Consider the following 25344-nt stretch of genomic DNA (forward strand, 5'->3'; position numbering starts at 1 on the left):
CGAATTAAAAAACTCTTATTCTTAGATTAATGTACCAGAAACTCTCTACATTTATTTATCATGCTAAGGTATTTTTTAAGCTACCTTGTGTAAATAGACACACTAATAAACCTGCATATTAGCAGTAGATGTTCCCTTGCCTAGTCGATGATCGCATAAAATATATCAACAGCCTAGTTTTAGTTAAGATTAATTTCATCATAGCCATTGTTGACATAAACCCAATGGCTTCTAGTAATTGTATGTAATACCCTTATCGAAAACCTAACTTTAGCCCAGTAAGTGATAGAAAAATTAATGTCTTGTGATAATCAAAAATACAATAGTGAAATATGTCCACCTATTTGGATTTAATATGAAAATAGACTGGTGGAAGTGCAGGAAATAAACTAATTGGCAGGCATTGTAGAGGCAATGCCTGAAGCTATGTTTAACGTGAGGTTTAATATATAGCTTCAGGCAGTTACGATAAATTTTAGAGAAATACTATCAGGTTTTATGCGATGGTAACTCGGTCGTCAAGATATACATCTTGAATAGAATGCAATATTTTTACACCATCTTTAAAGGGCCGCTGAAATGCTTTACGACCACAAATAAGCCCCATTCCGCCAGCTCTCTTATTAATTACAGCAGTACGAACAATTTGTTCAAAATCATTGTCGCCCGACGCGCCGCCAGAGTTAATTAAGCCTATTTTGCCCATATAGCAGTTTGCCACTTGATAACGAACTAAATCAATAGGATGGTCGGTGGTCAATTCATCGTATATTCTTTTATGGGTTTTACCGACAGGAATATGCTTAAATCCGCCATTATTTTCTGCCATTTTCTGCTTAATAATGTCAGCTTCAATAGTGACACCAAGATGATTTGCCTGACCAGACAGGTCAGCAGAGACATGAAAGTCAGTACCGTCTTTTTTAAAGTCTGGGTTACGCAAATAACACCACAGTATAGTAATCATTCCTAAATCGTGAGCCTGCTGGAAAGCTTCAGAGATTTCTTGTAACTGTCTACGAGAGTCACTAGAGCCGAAATATATCGTTGCTCCAACACCCACCGCTCCCATATCAAGAGCTTGTTTAACACTAGCAAATATGCGCTGATCAGCATGCGCAGGATGTACCATTGCATCATTATGATTTAGCTTTAGAATAAAGGGAATTTTATGTGCATATTTTCTTGATACAGTACCGAGCATACCGAGCGTCGACACCACTGCACTACAGCCACCTTCAATAGCAAGCTCGACAATATTTTGTGGGTCAAAATACATAGGGTTGGGCGCAAAAGTAGCGCCTGCCGAATGCTCGATGCCCTGATCTACTGGCAGTATCGAAATATAACCTGAGCCACCTAAACGGCCGGCATTTAACAATGCCTGGTAGTTACGCAACACTGCCGGACGTCTATCCGTCGCAGCAAATACATCATCGATATAACTAGGGCTGGGAACACTAATCGAATCTTTGGATATCCCTTGACAACGATGATCAAGTAAGTAACTTGCTTCATCTTTAAGTAAATCTAACACATCAGACATAACAACATCTCCCATTTACGAACTATAGTTTATTAAACCCAGAAAAATTAACACGTTTCTTTCTCCACCAGCAAAACAGTATCCATCCCTATTCTACTCGCACAAATTAAAGTAAAGCGGCATCAAGAAAAACTTTGATTTTAATTTGTAATTTTTCGCGTAGGCTTTATCACAAGCTTATAAATTAAATCTCTAGCTAAAGCCAATATACTACATCCTATAGCAGGCTTACGTTTTAATTGATAAAAATTTATAAAAACTAAATAGCATTTTTTACTATTCTAATATCGCCAAACAAAGTTTAGGAAAACTATCTTCCCTATCCTTAAATTACTGCCATCAACTTTTGGTCGATGTGGCAATTGTTTTGATCATAATATTGGTAATACAACAGCACATACATACTATTTAATTACCTTATTTAACTCTCTATACGAGTTATACAAGCTATAAGAGAGCATTACCTAAATTTCAGAACGCATTAAATTTTCAGCTTCCGTGACCATTTCCTTAGACCCAATAAAAAGTGGGCAACGCTGGTGTAGTTCATTCATTGTTAAATCTAAAATTCTAGTATTTCCATCGCTGGCACTTCCACCTGCTTGCTCAACGATAAAAGCAAGAGGGTTGCATTCGTACAATAAGCGTAATTTCCCATTTGGAACTCCGCGGTAAGAAGGGTAAATAAAAATACCTCCCTTTATCAAGTTACGATGAAAATCTGCAACTAAAGAGCCAACATAGCGGGCACTGTAGGGCTTACCTGAAAGTGTATTACCACTTTTACATGCTTCGAGATAACACTTCGCGCCTTCTGAAAATTTATCTGCATTACCTTCATTGATGGAATAAATACTACCTCTCTCTGGGATACGCATATTTTCATGGGACAGATAAAACTCACCAACAGAAGGATCAAAAGTGAAGCCATTTACCCCTTGTCCAGTAGTATAAACAAGCATTGTAGAAGAGCCATATATAACATACCCCGCAGCAACTTGCTCTCGTCCAAAGCGCAAGAAATCACTTATTTCTACGGGCTTTTCATTAGATGATTTACGCTTGTAGATAGAAAAGATAGTGCCGACAGGAATATTAACGTCAATATTAGACGATCCATCTATAGGATCATAGGCAACAACATATTTGCTCAGTGATTGGTTATTATTGGAAAAGGAAACAAAGTCATCCTCTTCCTCAGAAGCAATTCCACACACATGGCCTCGCAGCGCAAGGGCTTGTTTGAACTTCTCGTTAGCATAAACATCCAGTTTTTGCTGGTCTTCACCTTGAATGTTCTGTACACCTGCACTACCAGTAATATCTAATAATCCTGCTTTATTAATTTCACGGTGTACAATTTTTGAAGCTAGAGTTATAGCACCCAAAAGCTGGCTTAGTTCACCACTGCTAAATTGAACTTCATCCTGTTTTTTAACAATGAATTCATTCAGCGTAAGTGGGTCGATCATAGTTGCCTCCATGTCATTTTAATGTGACTTATATTATCTATTTACTATTAAAGTTCTTTTTATAAGAAAAAAATAAAGTTACACGAAAAAAGTGAATATATTATTAAAACTAACTTTTACAACAACTCGCTTCCTGCAAATTGTTGTAAAAGAGTCACCAATATTTTTATTATAGTTGTGGCCCAGCACTTACCAACTCTTGCCCGTGGGCGGAATCGGTGAATTTAACAAAATTATCAACAAACAACTGTGCAAGCTTAGTCGCTCTAACTTGCCATTCATTAACATCTGAATAACTATTGCGAGGATCTAAAATTTCATTATCAACGCCCACAATATCGGTGGGTATTGACAGATTAAAGTAAGGCAGAGTGGCTGTTTGCGAGTGATCGACACTGCCGTTCATAATAGCATCGATAATGGCCCGCGTCGCTTTTAAGCTAATTCTCTTACCTGTACCGTTCCAGCCGGTATTTACCAAATAGGCACTCGCACCTGCTGCATTCATACGCTTAACAAGTTCTTGCGCATACTTAGTTGGATGCAGAGACAAAAATGCCTGACCAAAACAAGACGAGAAAGTTGGTGTCGGCTCGGTAACACCCAACTCTGTTCCTGCAACTTTAGCTGTAAATCCAGACAAGTAATGGTACTGCGCTTGTTCCGGAGTAAGTATTGAAACAGGAGGTAAAACACCAAAAGCATCTGCTGTTAAAAAGATAACTTTTTTAGCATGCCCCGCTTTACTCACAGGCTTAACAATATTATCAATATGGTAAATAGGATAAGAAACCCGTGTATTTTCCGTTTTTGAATTATCGCAGAAATTAATTTTACCTGTCTCATCGACCGCAACATTCTCTAACAAGGCATCACGCTTAATAGCACGATAAATATCTGGCTCTTTTTCTGCGTCCAGATCTATAGTTTTAGCGTAGCATCCACCTTCAAGATTAAAAATACCATCATCATCCCAACCATGCTCATCATCGCCGATCAAAGCACGTTTGGGATCGGCAGAAAGAGTTGTTTTACCCGTACCAGATAAACCGAAAAAGAGTGCAACATCGCCATCTTCACCAACATTCGCTGAACTATGCATACTGGCAATACCTTGCAGTGGCAAAAAGTAGTTCATCATAGAGAACATACCTTTTTTCATTTCGCCGCCATACCATGTGCCACCAATTAACTGCATTTTTTCGCTTAAGTTAAAAGCGACAAATGTTTCCGAGTTTAAGCCTTGCGCCTGCCAATTTGGATTACTTGTTTTAGAACCATTTAGTACAACAAAATCTGGTTCGAAATCTTGTAGTTCCTCCTCGCTTGGACGAATAAACATATTTTTAACAAAGTGCGCTTGCCACGCCACTTCAACAATAAACCTTACTCGCAGGCAAGTGTTTCTGTTAGCACCACAAAATCCGTCAATAATGTATAAGGTCTTACCCGACAATTCATCTAAAACGACTTTCTTTAAATCACTCCAAACCTCTTGGTTTATAGGTTTGTTATCATTTTTCACCTTGTCGGATGTCCACCATACCGTGTCGCGAGTGACATCATCGAGAACAATGTATTTATCTTTAGGTGAGCGGCCGGTATATTTTCCCGTATCGACATTTACCGCTTGAGTTTCAGTAACTTGACCTTTCTCATAGCCTGACAAACTGGCATCCGTCTCAGCACGGTATAAGTCATCGTAACTAGGGTTGTAAATAATTTCTTTCACATTGCTAATTCCCATAGCTTCAACATAGGTAGCAATACGATCGGGTAATGAATTTGTAAAGTTGGGGCTAGACTCTATAGTTGACATCATTGTTTTCTACTCTTTATCCTCACCTGGGTATGGGCTCTAGTCTATATAGTTTTATTATCCAATCATCTTTAACATTTAGATTGAAGATGTTGTTTTTTCTGTTTGCGATATTCATGTAATAGGGGCTCGGTATATCCATTTGGCTGGGCAGCCCCCATAAAAATTAAATCTGATGCTGCACGAAAAGCGATACTCCCCGATAAATCAGATGCCATAGGTTCATATACTGGATCATTTTTATTTTGCTCATCGACAACCTTTGCCATTCTCTCTAGAGCTGCTTCTACGTCTTCCTTAGTACAGATACCATGTAACAGCCAATTAGCGAGATGCTGACTCGAAATTCTCAATGTAGCGCGATCTTCCATTAAACCCACGTTATGAATATCGGGTACTTTTGAACAACCAATTCCCTGGTCGATCCAACGTACAACATAACCGAGAATCCCCTGACAATTATTCTCTATTTCGGCACGAATTGTATCGGAAGTTAATTGTGTTTTATCAACCAATAGTGGAATATTGAGCAATTCCTCAAAACATAATTCGGTGCTTTCATTAATTTTGCTGACTATAAGTTTTTGTTGATCAAAGACAGCAACGTCATGATAATGTAACGCATGTAATGTAGCCGCTGTTGGCGATGGCACCCATGCAGTATTGGCGCCAGCTTGAGGATGCGCCACCTTGGCTTGCATCATATCTGCCATCCTATCTGGCATCGGCCACATCCCTTTGCCAATTTGTGCTTTACCTGATAGCCCACACATCAAGCCAGTGGCAACATTCCAGTTTTCATAAGCTTGGATCCAAGGCTGCGCTTTCATTTGCATTTTCGGCACCATCGGCCCAAGCTGCATACTCGTGTGAATTTCATCGCCCGTACGATCTAAAAACCCTGTATTAATGAAGACAGCGCGATCCGGTGCTTGTTTTATACACGCTTTTAAATTCAAAGTAGTGCGACGCTCTTCATCCATAATGCCTATTTTTATAGTAGCATTATTTAAGCCCAAGATTTGTTCGATACGCTCAAATAAATCGGCTGTAAAAGCAACTTCGTCTGGTCCATGCATTTTGGGTTTTACAATATAAATACTTTTTTTCCTTGAGTTACGATAACGCCCATTTTCCTTTAAATCATGAATTGAAATCAAACTAGTAATAACACCGTCGAGAATTCCTTCAGGTATTTCTCTACCCTCACTATCTAAAATAGTCGGGTTTGTCATAAGGTGTCCCACATTACGAATAAATAGCAATGAGCGACCGGGCAATATTAATTCATTGCCATCTATGCTTGTATAACGACGATCATCATTAAGTGAACGCTCAATTACACGGTGAGTTTTACCTGCCTGCGTCACCTCAACTTTTTCAAAGCGTGTGCTTAAAGTACCTTTAACCAAACCTAACCAATTACGATAGATTTCCAACTTGTCTTCGGCATCAACAGCTGCAACAGAATCTTCACAATCGACAATAGTCGTTAATGCCGCTTCCATTAGAATATCTTTTACACCAGCAGCATCGCTACTGCCAATTTCAGAGCTTCCATCAATTTGAATTTCGCAACGCAAACCATTATTTGTCAATAATATAGCACTGGGTTGGTCACTAGAACCGCGATAAGCTATACACTTTTCAGACTCTGATAAAACAGTATCCAGATTATTTTTTAAAGTCGCTACCAAGCGATTTTGGTCGACATAATATTTAACTACATCGTGGTGTGAACCCTGTTGCAATGGCGCAATTTTGTCGAGAAAATTTCGACCGGCTTTCATTACCTCGGCACCACGAATCTTATTGTATTGGGCGCCTCTGGCCAGTTCGCCATTTTCATCGATGACATCTGTGCCATAGTAAGCGTCATATAAGCTTCCCCAACGAGCATTCGCAGCATTTAGGGCAAAACGCGCATTTTTTAAGGGAACTACAAGTTGCGGGCCAGCTTGATTGGCAATTTCATCATCGACATTTTGCGTAGTGATTTTAAAATCGCTTACTTCAGGTACGATATAACCAATCTCTTGCAGAAATTCGCGATAAGCTTTCTTATCGAAAAGTTGACCACGCTGAGCAATGTGCCAGTCATCAATAAGCGTTTGAAGTTTTTCTCTTTGCGCTAATAACGCTTTATTTCTAGGCGTAAATTCGTCGATGATAGCGCTAAAGTCGGACCAAAAACTTTCCTGTTTTACACCCGTGCCTGGCAACACATCTACATCGATAAATTCCTTTAATCGAGCATCGACCCAAATGCCTTCCACACGAACATAATCATCATAGCTTCGCTCTTTAGAAGACTGAGTCGTTAAATCTGCATTGATGTTATTCTGGGAGTGAGTCACAACGAGTACCACCTTTCATAATTAAGAATGGCGCTATTCTATGTGGAGAAGGAAGATTACTCTAATTTATGTTGGTTATACACTACATCACTACTGTGAATATTACTCATGGATATAACGTAATTAGGATCAAGCACACTTATTTGCTAACAATGTGAATCTATAATTTGCAAAAAAACGGTATTTTTAATAATTATGTGCAACGTTGGCCATAGCTCGACGTAGCCAGCGATGTGCTGGATTATTGTGTAATAGTGCACTCCAAGCCATATTAAGCTCCATTTCGGGAATCTTAAACGGTGGCGGAAGAAAAACCAAATTGGGATTATCGGCTCTTAGGCGGGCAGCTCGGCTGGGAATAGTCAGCACTAAATCTTTGTTTTCTACCAGTAGCATCGCAGCCTGGTAATGACGAGTAAACACCTTAATTTTCCGCTTTAAACCCAGTTCGTCAAGCGCCGCATCGACCCAACCTAAACGCTGTACATCTTCGGGGTTAACGCCTACCCCTACTCCCATGCCTGTTTTACTTACCCATAGATGTTGCGAATCCAAATAGCTTTGTAAATTAAAGTTATCGACAATAGGATTGCCCTTCCACATCATGCAGGTAAATGTATCGTGCCATAAAAGTGTTTGGTGGAAAGAGTTAGGTAACTCTTCAAAACGGTTGATAACAAAATCCACGTGGCCTTGTTCAACATCATGATAACTAACATCACTTGGGGTCATGATATCGATCACAATATTGGGCGCTTTTTCGCGAACAAAATCTAATAGTTTCGGAATAAGTGTCGATTCCGCATAATCACTAACGGCAATCCGAAAGAATCTATCACTATGGAGAGGATCAAAGTCCTGCACCGGTTGAACGACACGCTCTACATGTAAAATCAATTCACGTATTTGCGGTTCTAGTTGCTTAGCTCGGTCTGTAGCTTTCATTCCGTCGCTTGTTCTCACCAGAATCGGGTCGTTAAACTGAACACGCAGTCGTTTTAAAGCATTAGACATTGCCGGCTGAGTAATGCCTAAAAAATCAGCGGCGTTAGTGACACTCTTTTCCTTCAATAGCACATTCAGTGCCACCAGTAAGTTCAGATCTATGCCGTGGAGATTCATAAGATAAATACCGAAAATAAAATCTATAAATTGGATTTATTATGCGCGCATTTTTAAGCTAGTCAACAAATTCCACAGGGTTTTACCAGAATAAGTGAATCAATACAGAGGACATGACTATGCCTACCGGTGATTACAATCGGCAAGACGAAATTGACAATATAACAAAGAGCTGGAATGAAGACCCACGTTGGGCTGGAGTTGAGCGAACCTATTCGGCAGAAGACGTTGTTCGTCTGCGTGGCTCCATGAAAGAGGAGCATACTATTGCTCAACGAGGTGCAGAAAAATTATGGAAACTTATCGAAGAGGGAGCACACCCAGAATTCCGCCCCGAAAAAGACTTCGTTAACGCCATGGGAGCACTTACAGGTGGGCAGGCAGTCCAGCAGGTTAAAGCAGGATTACAAGCGATTTACCTATCTGGTTGGCAAGTTGCTGCTGATGCCAATACCTCAGAAACAATGTATCCCGATCAATCGCTTTATGCGGTTGATTCTGTACCGACAGTTGTGCGTCGAATTAACAACGCCTTCAGCCGAGCCGATCAAATTCAATGGCGCGAGGGCAAAACGCAAGATAGCGAAGGTTACATCGACTACTTCACGCCAATAGTGGCTGATGCAGAAGCCGGTTTCGGCGGAGTACTTAACGGCTATGAACTTATGCGCAATATGATTAGCGCTGGTGCCGCCGGTGTGCATTTTGAAGACCAATTAGCTTCTGCTAAAAAATGTGGTCACATGGGTGGCAAGGTCTTGGTACCAACACAAGAGGCTGTTGATAAGTTAATCGCCGCACGCTTAGCAGCGGATGTCGCAGGGGTACCAACCATCTTACTTGCCCGTACGGATGCCAATGCTGCCGATTTGTTAACCTCCAACAATGATCCTCGCGACAAGAAATTTATTACAGGTGAACGCACCAGCGAAGGATTTTATCGTGTTAAAGCAGGCATAGAACAAGCTATTGATCGCGGTATTTCCTATGCTCCTTATGCCGATTTACTTTGGTGTGAAACTGCGACCCCTAATCTCGATGAAGCTAAACAATTTGCAGAAGCCGTTAAGAAGGAATACCCAGATCAAATTTTGGCATACAACTGTTCGCCCTCGTTTAACTGGAAGAAAAATTTAGATGATGCCACTATCGCTAAATTCCAAACGGAGTTATCCGCTATGGGTTATAAATTCCAGTTTATTACATTGGCTGGAATTCATAATATGTGGAATAGTATGTTTAACCTTGCACATGCTTACGCTCGACGTGATATGAGTGCTTACGTAGAGCTACAAGAAAAAGAATTTATGGATGCCCGTAAAGGGTACACTTTTGTTGCTCATCAGCAAGAGGTAGGAACTGGCTATTTCGATGACATTACCAATGTTATTCAAGGGGGCAACTCATCCGTAACTGCTTTAACAGGCTCAACAGAAGCGGCACAATTCTAAGAGCTTTTTCCTCCTTACATTTTATTACTAGTCATGAATGTAAGATTAATCGGCGACAGCTCATTTACCCGGCTGTCGCCGTTTTTTAATGCATTAAATACGTGAATTATTGCTGCTAGAGCCTGTAGTATTTATATCTACGCTATTAGCAATTCCTTTGCAGTTATATAATTTTATTTATTACGCTCATAAATAAAACGGTTCTTCTCAGGATATGGGAAAACATTTTGGTAAACACCGTGTCTAATCTGATTTTGTTTTTCTTGCCAAAACTTGTAATCCAATAACTCTCTATGCTTTTCTAAAAAAGGCTCGCGGTATTCCGGTTTTACCAATACAAATTTTAAAAATTGTTCGGGAAAAACGTCTCGAGGATTTATGTGATACCAGGGTTTATCAGAAAATTCATCCACTTCATTGGTAGCTTCGGGTATCTTACGAAAATTCATATCGGTCATATATTCGATTTCGTCATAGTCATAGAACACCACGCGCCCATGACGTGATACACCGAAATTTTTTAGCAGCATATCACCAGGGAAAATATTAACTGCAATCATATGCTTGATGGCATCACCAAAATCTTGAATGGCATTTCGTGTCTGCGCTTGGGTAGCATTATGTAGGTAAATATTCAAAGGCGTCATACGCCGCTCAATATATAAATGTTTAATAACAACCTTGTCTCCCTCAATTTCAATTTTAGAAGGTGCTACTCGGTGCAAATAATCTAAAAGCACCTGGCTAAAACGGCTGCGGGGTAAGCCAACATGAGAATATTCTAGAGTATCGGCCATTCGTCCCACTCGGTCATGCAATTTGACCAGCATATATTTTTCTTTAATTTTTTCTTCGGTTGTTTCTTTTTCTGGCGGAAACTTATCTTTAATGAGTTTAAATACATAAGGGAAAGAGGGTAAGGTAAATACCGCCATCACCATCCCTTCAATGCCTGGCGCCTGTACTAAATTATCGGTACTATTATCTAAGTGTTCTAAAAATTCTCGATAAAACTGGGTTTTTCCATGTTTTTGGAAACCGATATGGGTATAGAGTTCAGTGCGGGATTTACTCACTAATAGCCGCTGTAAGAAACTGACTAGGTCAGCGGGAGACTCAGTTTCCACCATAAAGTAGGCGCGAGCAAAACCAAACAACACATTTAATTCTCTAAGATCAAGGATTAAAGTATCGAGATATAGGCTACCGTTTTCATTGTTGAGTACCGGTATGCAAAAGGCCTGATCGCCATAGTCGGTAACAATCCGACCGATAATATAAGCCGCTTTATTTCTAAAAAATGGCTTGTTGACAACATCAAAATGAAATTTTGTATCGCGACGAACTTCAAACTTAGACGTCTTTAAATAACGCCTTACTACAAGTTGTATATCGCGCGCTAAATCTTCATAAGGCACATTAAAGCTAAAATCATGCATAATTTGAGTCAATGTTTCATTAATACCACTGACATCACAGTTATACATATTGATGGTAGGTGAATTTACCTGGATATCACTGGATAACAGTGATGAGCGCACAAAGATATTATCGTTGTTGTAGTAACGGCGGTGGTGAGTACGGCAGAAAACTGAATTGTAATAACTTTCCGCGAGTTTCGGCTGCTGATGGCTCTTCAAATATTCGGCATATTTGGCTCTTATCTCACGCCATAAATTTTCTTCTAAGAGTTCTTTACGCTCACCAATAATCTCTTTGAGATAATTACAGGTTTCTTTTATTCTTATATCGTAGCCCTGTATACGATCTTTTGATGCTGCCTGAATTCCCTTCCAGTCACCCTGTTCAAACAGTCTTGGGGCTTTAGCTGTATGAGAATTAAAGGTACGAAAATCGCGATCAAAACCATCCATTATCAAAGTTGCGATCCGTTCTACTAAAGAATTCTTATCCAAAATGAATACCCTACATTTTAATTAGCGGATTTAACTCACTAGTGTAATTAGTCGGTTACTCCCAAGCAATACCTGAATGGAGTTTAGACAAATCAAAGGCAAATGCGAGATCTTCCTAGGCTTTTGACTTCGCACTTTTAAAAAAGGTGTGACACCGAAGCTGGTGTATCAAAACATAGCAACACTTTGCAGAAACTTAATATCAAGCCGGGAAGTTATCAATCAGAAGTAATTATGATGTTAAGACACTGACGTATTAATGCAGTACAGTATTTGTGCAGTGATAACGGCAACCAACTTATAGCCAGGTACACTATGAGCGGCGCCGTTATATTAGATCTATTGAAGAGAATTTGACTAACGAATGATTGAGCGACTGCCTTTCTTCTCGGTTGGGCTGAGGAATAGAATTTCCGTCGTTCCATTTGCCTGTAGCGAACTTGACCGTTGAGCAGCAACTGATACAACTTCTTGATCAAAATTTATCGATTTACTCAAATCAATACTGCCCGTCATTTGCGTTTGCGCGCTGACATCCAGAAGATCTTTAATACTGGCTCTATAATTGAATGTGTTGTCGCCATCAAACCTAATAATATCAAGTAAGTTAATGGTCATAATCGAGTTGTCGAGGTAAGCATTTGCTGTCTTAACAAATGCAGGGGGCATTGCCCCAGTAAGTGACCGAATAATAACGTCTAAGTCATCATTCCTAGAAGCTCTAAAAGCGCCTTCATGTTGAACCGTAATGTGGTAATCATCAATATTATCTTCATCAAGATCGATCCACATTTCAAACTGTTTAAAGCCAAAATTAGCCCAATCTTCGTTGGCATTGATGCCGAGTTCGAGGAACCCTTTATCTGATAAACGAAACCCCATACTTTTGATACCATTGGGTTCAGAGCTATTATCCCGGTGGAAAGCTAAGGTATAAGGGTGAACAATGGCATCACCAAAGGCATTGTTTCTCAATTGGAATATGCCATTTTGCTTGCTTACATTAAGTTTAGATGCGGGGTTAACGATAGCCATATAGCCCACTCGCATCATTTCTTCATCACTACGAACCAATAACCAACCATCTACCTCATTTCTTCTAGATCCTTGTAGCTTATTGGCATTAATATGCATATTAACTGGAATGCGCTCTGATTGCCCCGCGCCCACATATACCTCACTATTAACACTTATTTGCATAACACCGTCGGGTAAACGTTGATTTGGAGCATGCTCAATGCGATACCTCTTTCCGTAGTTAGACATGTTGGTAATAGTCATATAACGCGTTGCTGAAGCATTGTATTCAGGATTAATTACCCCAAATCCAACCCCACCGGGATAAACATAGCTAGTGGCTTGCAATGCTTTTTCAATATTCACAACGCCAGTACCTTGTAAACTGAGTGGTGGACTGAGATCAGGCTGATTATATAATTTTGCCGGTGTCGTTGTGTTTTGGATGATGGCTTTAATTGCTGGAGGAGCCAAATTAGGAAATTTTTCTTTTAGTAAAGCAACCATGCCCGCTACTTGTGGTGCAGCCATTGAGGTTCCATTGCTTATATCTACTCCATCACCTGTGCGAGCAGTAGCAGAAGTAATATTAAAACCCGGTGCGGATACATCGGGTTTAAATAAACCTGATGGCCCTGGGCCTCTAGAACTAAAACTTGCAATAACATCAGCAGCAGTTGTATAGGCTTTTACATTGTCCTTTGACAGCTCAGCGACTACCTTATAATTATCTAATTCTTGGTCTAATTGCTTGTATTCTTCGGATGTGATATCCAAGACAGGTATACCTTCTACGTTGCCATCCGATGGTGCAATAATATCTGCCATTAATGGTATGCGATCAGAAACTAAAATGAGAGCACTCGCTCCAGCTCTTTTAAGGTTATCAACCTTTACAAAAAATGGGCAGCTAAAAAAGTCATCAAATGTAACCACAATACGGCCATTGATATCACTGTCAGAAGGGGGGTCACAAGCATCAAAAGGTGTCATTTTGACGACTTCCCCAACAATGGGAGTTGTAATCGCGGGAATAAGCTGAGTTTCAAAGAGCGAGGCAAATATATCAAAACGCCGACCTGATTCAGATGAAAAAGGAATAAATGTTCTAGGCATATTGCCAACCGCGCTGGCGGCTACAAGAATAGCATCCTCAACAGTAGCGCCAATATCATTGATATTATAAGGAATATTATTACCATTATTCGCTGCGGCTAAAACGACCGACACACCACTATCAATTACATTTTTCACCGCGACAGTTGAAGGTGTATTCAAGCCCCCGAATGAAATACCAAAGCTGAGGTTTAGAACAGTTGCTGAGTCACTCATATCTCCATCTTGATTAGGGTCTATAGCCATTTCGATGGCCTCAACAACTTTATTTCTGTTTTCGTCAATGACATCTCGATCATCAGAAAAAACTTTGTATGCTAATATACTTGCTTCTGGCGCGATTCCTGGCCCCACGATGCCTTCGATACCATTACCCGCTGCAATACCCGCTACATGAGTGCCATGACCTCGATAGTCCATAGGATTTTCATCAGGGATGGCACTGAAGCTATCGGAAGCGTTACCTACAAAATCATACCCCCCTATCACTCGCCCTATGGGGAATGAACCTGGTTCGATAGCGTCGGGGGGATTTTGTAAATAGTTGCCATCACCACCGAAATCTTTGTGGGTGTAATCAATACCTGTATCGAGGATACCAATTACTTGACCTTTACCCTTAAAACCTAAGTCATGAGCGCGAGCGCCGCCAATCCATGGAGTACTATAATTTCGCTGAGGGCGGATAGAAGGTTTAGCAATGATTGACTTAATTCCATCTATTTCATAAATCTTAGCTAGTTGATCTTTTGTCGCAACAACACTAAAACCAATATCCACCAGAACAACGGGGTCTGTTGGTTGAAAACCTAAAGCAGTCAGTTCATCCATTTTTTTTGCGATAGCTTTTTTTAAAAAATTAACACGCTCCATTTTTTGTTTGGAGGTGAGTATTTTACCCATATTTTCCTGCTTTTTTATCCATGGAATCAATGACTGCAATTCCATCCGAACAAAATGTTCTGTTGCTTTTTGGTTTGATAGGTTTATTTTTTCATGGTTAGTAGCATTATTTAACAATGATGTATCAGATGCGAACACAGGCTTAGATAGAGAAGTCACAAAAGGAAGTGCTGCGAGAATAGATAAAAATATTTTATGGCGATTAAAAATCATTTTATTTTTCTCCAGTATTAATGATTAATAGTTTATGAGTTAATTAAGGTTTGAATACGTTTACACTGAGACTGCGAAGTTAAAAAATCAATTAGATATTTGCAAACTTACCGGCAAATGGCCGCTGTGGAAAATAGTTGTTTGATAATGTCACTAGGATTCTACCGATGATTTTCTTACGCAACGTTTTAATAATGCTGTATAGATATTTAATAGCATAGTAATTTTGTTAATTTGATGGAGTTCACAACTCAAAAATATTAAATTAATTATTTTTAAAAGCTTATATTTAGATGGCTAGACAATATATAACTTCTATTAATTCCAAGGGTAAACTGGCCTAACCGGAGATCTTTCATTTAATATTATTTCAAAAAATTTTCAGTAAAATATCTTACTAGCAATCGTCCTTACATGGATTTGCGTTCATTAATGCGATTATAATTTTTATACATCTTGCCCTGACAGCACAACATTCTATTAATAAATAGTTATATTTATTCTAAAGTACAGTATGTAAAAAAGATTAATATAATTTGTATTGATTATGTATCAGTAAATAGCAATTTTTAACTTAGAAGCTCGATTCCCCATATTACTAACTCATAGAAAACCGAGTTATGACATACTAATGCCTGTTCACACTAATTTTAATAGAATATGGTATGGAAATTACTTATGACCATGAAATGTATAAAAAACACAATAAAGTGGAGCGTTCATTTCGCACCTTAAAGTGTTTTTGAAGAATTTTCAGCTGGCTTGATAAGCTGGATATTTTTTTAGTCTTTTACTCACTTTCTATCAATTGCTGACAAACCAGTTAGTATGAACAGACATCAGTCATATTCCAACCAACGACCAAGCATCGGAAAATAAAGCGCTAACTTGATATTGTTATAGCCTAATTTTTCTATCGCAAAGCGATATTGATACATAACCTTTCTATAACGCGACTTCTCTGTAGCCATAAAGCTTTCTATAGATTCACCGCTTTTAGGTTGACCTGTCTTGTAATCGATAATCCATGTAGTCTCACCATCATATAGTAGCAAATCAACGATAAAATGATTCACTCCTTCTGACGAATTCACCGAAATTTCAAATTCACAATAACGTTGTGGGTGGTCATTGGAGAAAATCCAGTGTCTGTCTTTATCTTCTACAAGATTAGTCAAGCTTACTTGAATTTTTTCTAAAGCCGATTCTAAATCAACTGCCGCTAGACCAGCACTCATAAGCTGAGCCTGCCACATAGCTCGGCAATTTTCAAAGTTGTGCTCATGCCAACTTTTCAAAAGTTCAATATTGCACTCCTGTAAAATGCGATGAATCAATGTGCCTATAATACGAGGAACATGATCTACAGGTTCTCGATAATTTATTCGAACATTGTCATGCTCGAAGAAGGGAATGTAATCTTTTAATATTTCCCCATGAGGCAGTAATGGTAAACTCCAGTTTTCTTGTAAACGCGTTAAAACCTTAGGATTATCATCATTATCTAGCTCTTCATTATTGACAGAGGTGTTATACCCATCGTCTAGGCTATATTCTTGTATCTGTGTTTTTATCGCTTGCCATATTGGATGAATCAAAGTCCCCTTGCGAGGGGTTTTATACGCCATCTCATCTTTAGGGTTAGAACTAACTTGAGTGATGAGATGAAGACTTACTTTAGCGCGTGTACAGGCGACATACAGTAAACGACAGGCTTCATTCTCTTCTTTTTTTCTTTCAACATGCATAAGATGCTGATAAACACGATCTTCATCTTTACCGCTGGCTTTAATAGGCGCTAATACCAGCTCTTGATCACCAGATAAACTTACACGCTGATACCAGCGCAGAAGCTCAGGATCGAGGTTGCGAGATGCTTTATGTAAGCCCGGCAAAATAACAGTATCAAACTCCAAGCCCTTAGATTTATGAATCGTCATAATCTGCAAACTATCATCACTATCAGGATCAGGCACAGCAAATAACTTCTGCACGCCTTTTTGAAGCATATCTTTTTTCTGTAGCACAGTGCTTTCTTCTAGCTTTTCTAGCAACTCAAAAAATAACTCTACATTTTGTTTATCCTGTTGATTTTGCAAACATGCAGGCCCCCCAAGAGAAAGCCACGTACCTTCAACCCACAAACGCAAATCTTTGCGCTGAGCCTGCTCAATAGCCTGCTGCAAAACAGCTACTACGCGTAGTAAACGTTGCTGACCAGAATTAGACAATAGATGAATTTTTGCCATGTCTTGTTGCATCAAAGGAGAGGATGAGGACTGTAGAAATAAATCTCCTTGTAATTCAGTATTACTAGCTTTTTCCACTGGTACATCTAACAGCCAAGTTAACTGCTGAATAAGTGTGGGCAATACATTTGAATTTATACCAAGATTAGCAACGATCTCTAGATCAGCCAAAGATAAGCCACACCAAGGTGCACGTAAAACAGATAGCCAAGCCACACGATCACTTGGCCACAACATCGCGTGAGTTAGAGCCATCAAATCTTGCACAACATAATTGTCAGCGAGGTTCTCGATATCCACTGCTCGATATTTATATCCTGCTTTCGTCAGCTCACTTGCAATAGCCGATGCATGATGTCGCGTACGCACCAGTATCGCAATACTGCCGTCAGGCTTACGCTGTTTTGCCTGTCGCACAAGCTCGACCGTTAAAGCACCTTCACTATCGTTGAAGTCATATTCATCACTAATACCATGAACACATACAGCATTATCTATGTTAACCTGGCTAAACGCCTGAGAATGAGCATAAGTAACAGCGCCTACTGTAATATCATTACGAGCCGGAAAAGATTTAGCAAAGGTATGATTTACCCAATCAACTACAGAGAAATCACTGCGGAAATTTGTTTTTAGACGAATTGCTTGTAAGTCAACATCGCCTAAACCACGCTCGATACAATCTAAAAATAAACCAACATTGCTGCCACGGAAGCCGTAAATAGATTGCATTGCATCACCGACACAGAACAAGCTGCGACCGTCCCCCTGTTGCCAGCCATCTGTCAAACGTGTCAGCAACTCAATTTGAGCAGGAGATGTGTCCTGAAATTCATCAACAAGAATATGTTGTATTTTATAATCTAAGGCTAAAGCTAAGTCAGATGGTTGTGATAAGCCTCCTAAGGCCATACGTGCACGGATACTTATTTCGGAAAAATCAACACTGTTTTTTTCCTGAAACTGAACAGTTAAATAAGCAGCGAGAATTGGTAACACCTGAATAAAAGCATCCAAAAGCGCCGCTTGATCTTGATCGTATTCAATACTAGGAAAACGTTTAATATCAGTAAAATACTCTGCCAAACCATCTATTTCGCTAAGGCTTTCAATAAGCTTTAAACAGCGATTTTTTTGGCTCTGTAAAAATGCTTTCTCTTCTTTATTTTTACTGGTAGGAAAACCATTTTTCTTTGTTAAAGATTTGCGCCACTCATTTTTATCAGTAAAGAGTAGATTAACTATTGCCTGCCATTGTTTGATCCCTTTATCAGAAGTATCAGGCAAGTTATTGTTATCCACATCCATATTTAAGCATGCTAATAGGGGCGAGTCATCACTCAACTTAGATATTTCAGATGCGGCAAATGAAACTAGCTGCAATAATTCACAAACCTGTTCCGTCGACAAACAATCTTTGACCTTGGTAACACCATCGCGACAAACATTTTCTAAATTTTCTTGTAAGCGCGGCAAGATACCTTGTCGCTGCTGCTGTGGATTCAAGCCTGAGCCAAAAAGTTGCAGCCAAGATTCGCGCTGATGAAGCATACGCACGAAATACTGTTCCAACTTTTGGGTATTATTATCCAATAAACTTAATATTAAGGCTAAGGCTTCACTCCAGGGAGCATCGCTCTCTAATGTCTGTAAAAATTGTCTAACCGTTTCTAAAAATAATTCTTCAGTATCATCACTCACCTGTGGCGCAGAGGCAAATGAAGAGTGCCACGGTAAAGTATTGGCAAGTCCTGCGCATAAGCTATCAAAGGTGAGGATTTGTAAGCGATTAGGATTATCGAGAATATTCCAGTTATTGTGCTCATCCATAATTAACACATCATTGGCTAATTGCCATGTCATACGACGATGGGCTTCTTCTGGTATAGCACTGTGTTTTGTTGTATGTAAAGCATTAATAATACGTTCACGCATTTCACCAGCCGCTTTACGGGTGAAGGTAATTGCCAAAACTTCTTCAGGTTTACGCACGCGAGTGAGCAACCCTAAAAAACGCTGTGTCAATAGTTCGGTTTTACCGCTGCCAGCGGGCGCTTCACAAATAATAGATGAATCTAGATCAAGTGCATCCAAACGCTGCTGGGCATCAATCACACCATTATTATCAACCACCTTACTCAAGATTCTAAATCTCCATCTTTGTGGTTGTATTCAAGTTCTCGTATTCTGCACAGACTTTGAAGGTTACAATACTGGCACGTCACCGCGCCGTGTTTGGGCTTTACTTCTGCATGACCGGCTAAGAACTCGCGGGACAAATCGTATAGTACTTCCCTCCAGTGAGTGATAATATCTTGCCAGGAATCAGGTAAATCTATATTTCCCAGATTGTCAGGCAAGCGCAGCCCTGGCGCAATATTATCGCGCTCAGCAATACCCTTAAATGCAACTTCGTCCACATGTAACTGGCCAAAGGCAACACCAGCAATATTATCTTCATTAGCAACCCCGTAAATAGGTACCTGTGGTTCATCAGGACGCTCTCCCGACCATGTCCTTGCCTCAGACTTTCCTGTTTTATAGTCAATAACAAATAAACGACCATCTTCAAGTTTATCCACCCGATCATAGCGCACATTTATAGGTAAACCAGTAAGCGCTATATCTTGCTTCGCCTCACGAAAAACAACAGAAAAAGGACTGCGTTTTTTTTCAAGTTCCAACCATGCACGCAGTAATTTATACATGCGACTATGCTCAAGTTCACCCAGTTTAAGACCGATACTCTTATTGTGTTTTAAATCATTAATACTTGAATCGATAGCATTGTTAATCACTTCCTTTAAGGACTTATCGCTCATATTTAAAAGCTGGGAATGATCTTTAATATGCTTCCAAATACGTTCCAGTGCATCGTGAATTAAACTGCCGCGATCAGCAGCATTTAGACCCGGCTGGGCTTGTATATCTTCTCGTGCAAATAGTCGATGTTTAGCATAGGCGCGAAATGGGCAAGCAGCTTGATCTTTCAATATTTGAGTACCACCCCGAATATCATTGTTTGACTCTACTCTTTCTCCAACCGCAACACCTTTAATGTCTATAACACGTTCAAGCTGGGCGTTGTGCATGATGAGGTTACAGTAGTCGGCAGGCGCCATAAGATTGAGTTCATCTAATGTCACTTGATGATAATCAGTCAATAAGCTGCTTGGCTGCATAGCTTTATCACCATCGAGCATGGCATAGCTAAATATGACTTTTTGCGCTGAGTTGGCGAAGCGGGAAGTTAAACGTTTTGCTAACAATAACTCTCGTTCAGCAGAAGCTCTGGGCATCTGGAGGCTCTTTTGCATCGACAATGGTAGCAATGGATTTGGCTTCACCGCTGCCGGCCAAGAAGCATTGTCCATATTCATTATCCACAGATGATCAAACATCATACCCGCCGCCTCAAAAACACCTAATACCTGTACTGGAGAATCTTTCGTTTGTGCCTGAAAAGCCGTATCGTTCGCAAGCTTAGAAAGTATGTCGATGGCTTTAGCCAAACTAATAGCGGGGTAAACATGGTCAAAATTGCTCATGTTAGCAATAACGGAATACCATATTTCCAGTTGTTGGTACTCCAATGTATCTAGCGCACGCTCGCCGGGCCAGCCTAGAGCGATCAATTGTTCAGCGAATAATTGCGCCCAAGCTGTCGGCGCTTGTTCTTTAGGAGCATGTAATAAAAGCTTGCGAAAATTTTGTAAGCCGCTATGCAAACTTGTCAGATAGCTGACCTGCTCATCGTCTTGCTTCTCTTTTTTACTCTTACCAGGAAACTCACCAATCATAGCGCTCAACGTTTTGAAGCTTACACTTAAATTTTGCTCTCGCAATTGCTTATCTAACTGCGACCGCATTTGCATTTCGCTCGCATTTCCAAAAAAAGGAGAATGTAATAACTGGCTGACATCATCAGTGCTGAGTTCAGAGAAATTAAGCTTTAGGAGTAATAAAGCCGAAGCAACAAGAGGCACCTTAGCCAAGGGTACAGCAGCAGAAATATTAAAACCGGGAGCATGACGAGCTTGGTCAGGTAAAACATATTGCGGCTCAAACACTTGGGTGAAAATACGTTCTACTTGTGCGCGGCTTTGATTCAATTCTGGAATCACCACTCCAACCGTCGCCATCGGATTGTTATCTATAAGGTTGGCCGCCCAACATGCAGCGCTCCAAATTTCAGTTTGATAATTTGCCAAGCCGATATAGTTTACATGGCGGGCTTGCTTTAAATCTTGATTTACAAAGGAGTAAAGTTCTTCATAATGAACATAAGCCCCCTGGTTCTTGGTAGCCTCTAATAGGCCTACCAGCTGAGGAGGAATATCGTCAAAAGCCAGTAACACAATATTAGAAGGTAGCCTTAGCTGGGAGCGGCTAATCACTTCGGTGAGTAGCTCGACCATGGAAGTAAAATCAATTAAAGACTTTTCGTCACATAGTGCTCGATACTCGTTCGCCCAGGCCTCAAAAGCAGGATGTAATTCAGGTATTTTATCTATCTCCACCTGCCACTGCTTTAACGTAGACCAAGCGCTGCGTGCTACATCTGCGGCAGCAGTAGGGTTAAACAGCTCCACCACATCTTTTTGTCTATTAACCGCAGTCTGCCAAAGCAAAGTCTCCTGGCTCGCAGTGAGCACAACAGAGGAAGTCACATCCATTTGCCGTATGTTCAAACTATCCCACAAACGCTGTAGCCAAGCGTTCATAGAGAGGCAACTAAGACTGCGCCAAGCGGTGACGGATTGTGCTTGCTGATACAGCGCATACTGGCGCTGCATAAAGCGTCCCAAGCGTTTATTAGGTGTAAGAATTAGTGTGTCATGTGGATACTTCTTAAAAAAGTCGGCGACAGCATTTACCAGTTTCATTGTTTGTCTCTCTATTTGCTTGCTATCTGCTTGTTGCCGGGTATTCGGTAGTACTTATAGGACTTGTATAGCGCGGTTTCAAGAATGGATTGCGGATTTGATTCATTTGAGCACAGTGTAATTAGGTATCACGTTATCTTCTGGTCACTATTCACACAAACTCTAGTCTGTTTAACAACACTTTTATGAATATTATGCATACATGGTACACCGCTACTGCAAGGGTTTCCAGCACACTTACCTCCCCCTCAGCTCCGAGCAAAACCGATTGTTTTTTGAGCAAAAAAATAACTTAGCGTATTAAGGTGTATTTGTAAGAATTAGATCATCTTTAACGGCAAACCATAGGAGGATAAATTAAAGACTATTCCACATTAAATTTATGGTTGATAGTTGTTATCTTTTTGCAGATGCAATTTTTTATCGTAATAGCTTTAGCTATTCCTTTAGCTACTGCACGCTCATTTTTATTGAGAGCAAAATAAGGCAAATAATTATTTATTACTATTAGAAATATTTATGGTAAACCTAGTTTCTCTTCTGGTCACGGGCTTTCGTTCATTTTTATACCTTTGCCTCCGCCATAACGGTCTCGAAAAAGGCACCGTATAAAATTTAACACAAAATTTTATAATAAAAAAAAAGAATTTATAAACGCCAAAATTAAATCGTAATTAGTCGTCAAAATACGCATGCGTCAAATACTTATATAAATATCAGAACTTTATTCGTATCAAAATCATCTCAAAGTGCAAATAACGATTCAAAAACAAAAAATACGACGCCATTTTTCTTGTAAATTTTTGGTGTGTAATAAATTGAAACCTTATTTTGGAAAAAACAAGCATTTGTCAAAATATAATTAAAGAATAAAAATTTGTTGGCACCAAAGTAAAAAAAACAAGCTTGCTGAATAATAAGTTATGAGCGTAGGATCAGCTTTTGGGTAAGAAAAAATTAATTTAGGCATACCCATAGCTTACTTACTAATATCCACTTTTGTAGTTGACGCTAGTTGGTACTCGTCGATAAAAAATGTACTAACTAATTGCACCACAGGCTGTGGTGCCTGATCAAAGGCAACAAGCCATTGATTGCAAGAGCAAACAAAATAGCACTTTTGTTTGCAGTAGCCAGAATAAGCATAGGATACGTGTTTCTGGATGATCACTGGGGATAATCATTGTAAGACACCAATGAGAGTAACGATCTCTCAGGGGTGACTATGCCCTAGCCGATTAAAGCAATAGAACAATTAACACATTATTAAAGGAGTTTTTCTGATGTCCAAACGACCTTTCCTAAGACACCACATAAAACCTTTAGCCGCACTTGCATTTTCAAGTTTATGGATGTTAACTCCATCGGCGATAGCCCAAAAGAAAGATATGTCAGAATATTTAAATAAATATTCTGCAAAAAAATATTCTCCTGAAGAATTCGAAGCTATGGTTCCGTCAACTCCGAATCCATGGTTAAGTATGCTGCCAGACAATGACAAAATTGATTGGAATTACTGGAATATGAAAAAGGCCGTGGCTTCACAGGCCCGCTTCGCTCAAAGTAATACGACAAGTGTCATCATGCCGGGACCGGATAAATTCTTCTTCCCTTTTAACGTATTGCCTTTTTTTGGCACAAGTTCATGGCAACATAGTTCAGTGTCAATCTCTGGTGAGTTTGAGTTACCAGCACCGGAAATTGTAACTCCTGCAGCAGAAGATGAAGGTTCTCTATTGTTAGCCACCGAAGTTAACCTTGAGTCAGGCAATGCCATTGTTGTAGATTCTGTTATTGGCGATGGCCCTTACGGTTCAGAAGGAACAGGCTCGGCTGATTTTGATTTCTATGCATTGCGGGATTTAGAAGCCGGTCAGACCTTGATGATCGATATCGATACGCCAATACCACGAGGTGACCTAGATCCTTATATAGAAGTATACAATGCTGATGGAGTGCGAGTTGCCTTTAATGACGATGGTGATGTTTCCCAGTCATTCGATAGTTTTCTCTCATTTGAGATTCCTGCATCAGGTGATTATTTCATTTCCGTCGGCGGCTTTGGCTCGTTCTCGTTAACAGACCTCAACGATTCCTCAAGTGGCCCAGGTGAAATATTTGGCGGCGCGCTGAGTGAAGGCACCTACACAATGACTGTGGGTCTTGACTACTTCGACGAGCAAACCTATGTATTTTTGGCAAAACCTGGTGACGTATTCGGTGCCGCCATTACAGGCACAGCATCTGATATGACACTGCTTGACAGCACTTTAACCGAGCGACAAGGTTCGATGGGGGATGTTTCGTTCATCTTCCCAGATAATTCGCCACTACCTTCAGGTTTGGTCAGTGTCAATCATGTGGTCGATAAGCTAGGCTTTTACCGTCTGAGATTAAAAGGCATGAATGAAGGGCCTTATACCTTGCAACTAAACGCTGAGTTACCAACTTTGCGTACAGCCGAGGAAGGCGCTTTCCAAACTATTTTTGTCGATTTTGATGGTGCCACAGTAGATCTAGCTGAGTCTATTGATGATATGTCTCCTCCAGGAACTAACATCGTTACCCTTTCACCACTTTCTAGCTTCTTGCCGAATTGGGGTCTTACTGATGCCGATGAAGATGCTGTTATTGACTCTGTTATGAGTGTTCTGGAACAAAGCTTGGTACATGATATCCGACGTTCAGGTCGCAACCGCGACTTTAAGATCCGTTTACTCAATAGCCGTGATCATCAAGATCCTTTTGGCATGCCAAATGTAAGCCGTGTTATCGTTGGCGGCACAATTGCTGAGCTCGGCGTATCAACCATCGGTATCGCTCAATCTATCGACGTAGGTAACTTTGATACAGAAGAAACAGGATTTGTGTTACTTGATCTTCTAAGCGCTGAGGCGACAAATCCTAATTCGCTTAATCAATTCCCAATTTCTGACGAGTCATCGATCATAGATTTAATTGGTGTTGGTGTCGGTGAAATTGTCGCGCATGAGGCTGGCCATTACTTGGGTAACTGGCATACAGATCAGTTTAACGATCAACCCAATATTATGGATCAGGGCGGCAATCTTTCATTTAGCGTAATTGGTATTGGTGAAGATGGCATTTTTGGTACAGCAGATGATGTGGATTCAATGTTTGGCCGCGATGTATTCAATCCTAACGAAGGCTATACCGGCATTGAGAATACCGCCACATCTATTGGTCAAGGAGCAACACAGCCTCCATTTAGACACGTTCACGATGACTAATGGTTAATGCCTAATTAAGACTGACA

At 40.1% G+C, this 25344-nt stretch carries 11 protein-coding genes; 2 read left to right on the top strand and 9 right to left on the bottom strand.

What is annotated here, in order from left to right:
* Positions 1 to 496 precede the first annotated feature (496 nt).
* From BVC89_RS22155 to BVC89_RS22175, 5 genes are all read right to left on the bottom strand, one after another.
* Positions 497 to 1546 (bottom strand): class I fructose-bisphosphate aldolase, encoded by a 1050-nt coding sequence (locus tag BVC89_RS22155; protein ID WP_086933296.1) that lies wholly within the window; start codon positions 1544 to 1546, stop codon positions 497 to 499.
* 464 nt (positions 1547 to 2010) lie between these two features.
* The gene (fbp, locus tag BVC89_RS22160) at positions 2011 to 3018 is read right to left on the bottom strand and encodes a class 1 fructose-bisphosphatase (RefSeq protein ID WP_086933297.1); all 1008 of its coding nucleotides are present in this window, start codon (positions 3016 to 3018) and stop codon (positions 2011 to 2013) included.
* Between the two features lie 169 nt (positions 3019 to 3187).
* The gene (gene pckA, locus BVC89_RS22165; RefSeq protein ID WP_245929193.1) at positions 3188 to 4840 is read right to left on the bottom strand and encodes a phosphoenolpyruvate carboxykinase (ATP); all 1653 of its coding nucleotides are present in this window, start codon (positions 4838 to 4840) and stop codon (positions 3188 to 3190) included.
* A 68-nt stretch (positions 4841 to 4908) separates the two neighbouring features.
* Positions 4909 to 7194, bottom strand: coding sequence for a malate synthase G (locus tag BVC89_RS22170; RefSeq protein WP_245929195.1), 2286 nt, complete (start codon positions 7192 to 7194; stop codon positions 4909 to 4911).
* 186 nt (positions 7195 to 7380) lie between these two features.
* On the bottom strand, positions 7381 to 8316 hold the full coding sequence (locus BVC89_RS22175; RefSeq protein WP_086933298.1) for a LysR family transcriptional regulator: 936 nt from the start codon (positions 8314 to 8316) through the stop codon (positions 7381 to 7383).
* Between the two features lie 119 nt (positions 8317 to 8435).
* On the opposite strand from BVC89_RS22175, the gene aceA reads away from it, so the two are divergent.
* The gene (gene aceA, locus BVC89_RS22180; RefSeq protein WP_086933299.1) at positions 8436 to 9767 is read left to right on the top strand and encodes an isocitrate lyase; all 1332 of its coding nucleotides are present in this window, start codon (positions 8436 to 8438) and stop codon (positions 9765 to 9767) included.
* A gap of 173 nt (positions 9768 to 9940) precedes the next feature.
* Here the strand turns inward: aceA and aceK are convergent, their stop codons facing one another.
* The 4 genes from aceK to BVC89_RS22200 all read right to left on the bottom strand — a co-directional run bounded on the left by aceK (position 9941) and on the right by BVC89_RS22200 (position 22067).
* Entirely contained in the window at positions 9941 to 11683 is a 1743-nt protein-coding gene (aceK, locus tag BVC89_RS22185; RefSeq protein ID WP_158658071.1) for a bifunctional isocitrate dehydrogenase kinase/phosphatase, read from the bottom strand.
* A 357-nt stretch (positions 11684 to 12040) separates the two neighbouring features.
* Positions 12041 to 14932: a S8 family serine peptidase gene (locus BVC89_RS22190; protein ID WP_086933301.1), complete on the bottom strand. Its 2892-nt coding sequence runs from the start codon at positions 14930 to 14932 to the stop codon at positions 12041 to 12043.
* An 839-nt stretch (positions 14933 to 15771) separates the two neighbouring features.
* Entirely contained in the window at positions 15772 to 19314 is a 3543-nt protein-coding gene (locus BVC89_RS22195; protein ID WP_245929436.1) for a UvrD-helicase domain-containing protein, read from the bottom strand.
* 5 nt (positions 19315 to 19319) lie between these two features.
* Positions 19320 to 22067: a PD-(D/E)XK nuclease family protein gene (locus BVC89_RS22200; RefSeq protein ID WP_086933303.1), complete on the bottom strand. Its 2748-nt coding sequence runs from the start codon at positions 22065 to 22067 to the stop codon at positions 19320 to 19322.
* A 1283-nt stretch (positions 22068 to 23350) separates the two neighbouring features.
* On the opposite strand from BVC89_RS22200, the gene BVC89_RS22205 reads away from it, so the two are divergent.
* Positions 23351 to 25318: a PPC domain-containing protein gene (locus tag BVC89_RS22205; protein WP_086933304.1), complete on the top strand. Its 1968-nt coding sequence runs from the start codon at positions 23351 to 23353 to the stop codon at positions 25316 to 25318.
* Positions 25319 to 25344 lie beyond the last annotated feature (26 nt).

The organism is Agarilytica rhodophyticola, from assembly GCF_002157225.2.
Classification (GTDB): domain Bacteria; phylum Pseudomonadota; class Gammaproteobacteria; order Pseudomonadales; family Cellvibrionaceae; genus Agarilytica; species Agarilytica rhodophyticola.

What these genes read in the sequence shown, in the direction of transcription:
- pckA (WP_245929193.1), bottom strand. Translation starts at nt 4,840, where the DNA reads ATGATGTCAACTATAGAGTCTAGCCCCAACTTTACAAATTCATTACCC.
- BVC89_RS22200 (WP_086933303.1), bottom strand. Translation starts at nt 22,067, where the DNA reads ATGAAACTGGTAAATGCTGTCGCCGACTTTTTTAAGAAGTATCCACAT.
- BVC89_RS22155 (WP_086933296.1), bottom strand. Translation starts at nt 1,546, where the DNA reads ATGTCTGATGTGTTAGATTTACTTAAAGATGAAGCAAGTTACTTACTT.
- aceA (WP_086933299.1), top strand. Translation starts at nt 8,436, where the DNA reads ATGCCTACCGGTGATTACAATCGGCAAGACGAAATTGACAATATAACA.
- BVC89_RS22190 (WP_086933301.1), bottom strand. Translation starts at nt 14,932, where the DNA reads ATGATTTTTAATCGCCATAAAATATTTTTATCTATTCTCGCAGCACTT.
- BVC89_RS22205 (WP_086933304.1), top strand. Translation starts at nt 23,351, where the DNA reads ATGTCCAAACGACCTTTCCTAAGACACCACATAAAACCTTTAGCCGCA.
- BVC89_RS22175 (WP_086933298.1), bottom strand. Translation starts at nt 8,316, where the DNA reads ATGAATCTCCACGGCATAGATCTGAACTTACTGGTGGCACTGAATGTG.
- fbp (WP_086933297.1), bottom strand. Translation starts at nt 3,018, where the DNA reads ATGATCGACCCACTTACGCTGAATGAATTCATTGTTAAAAAACAGGAT.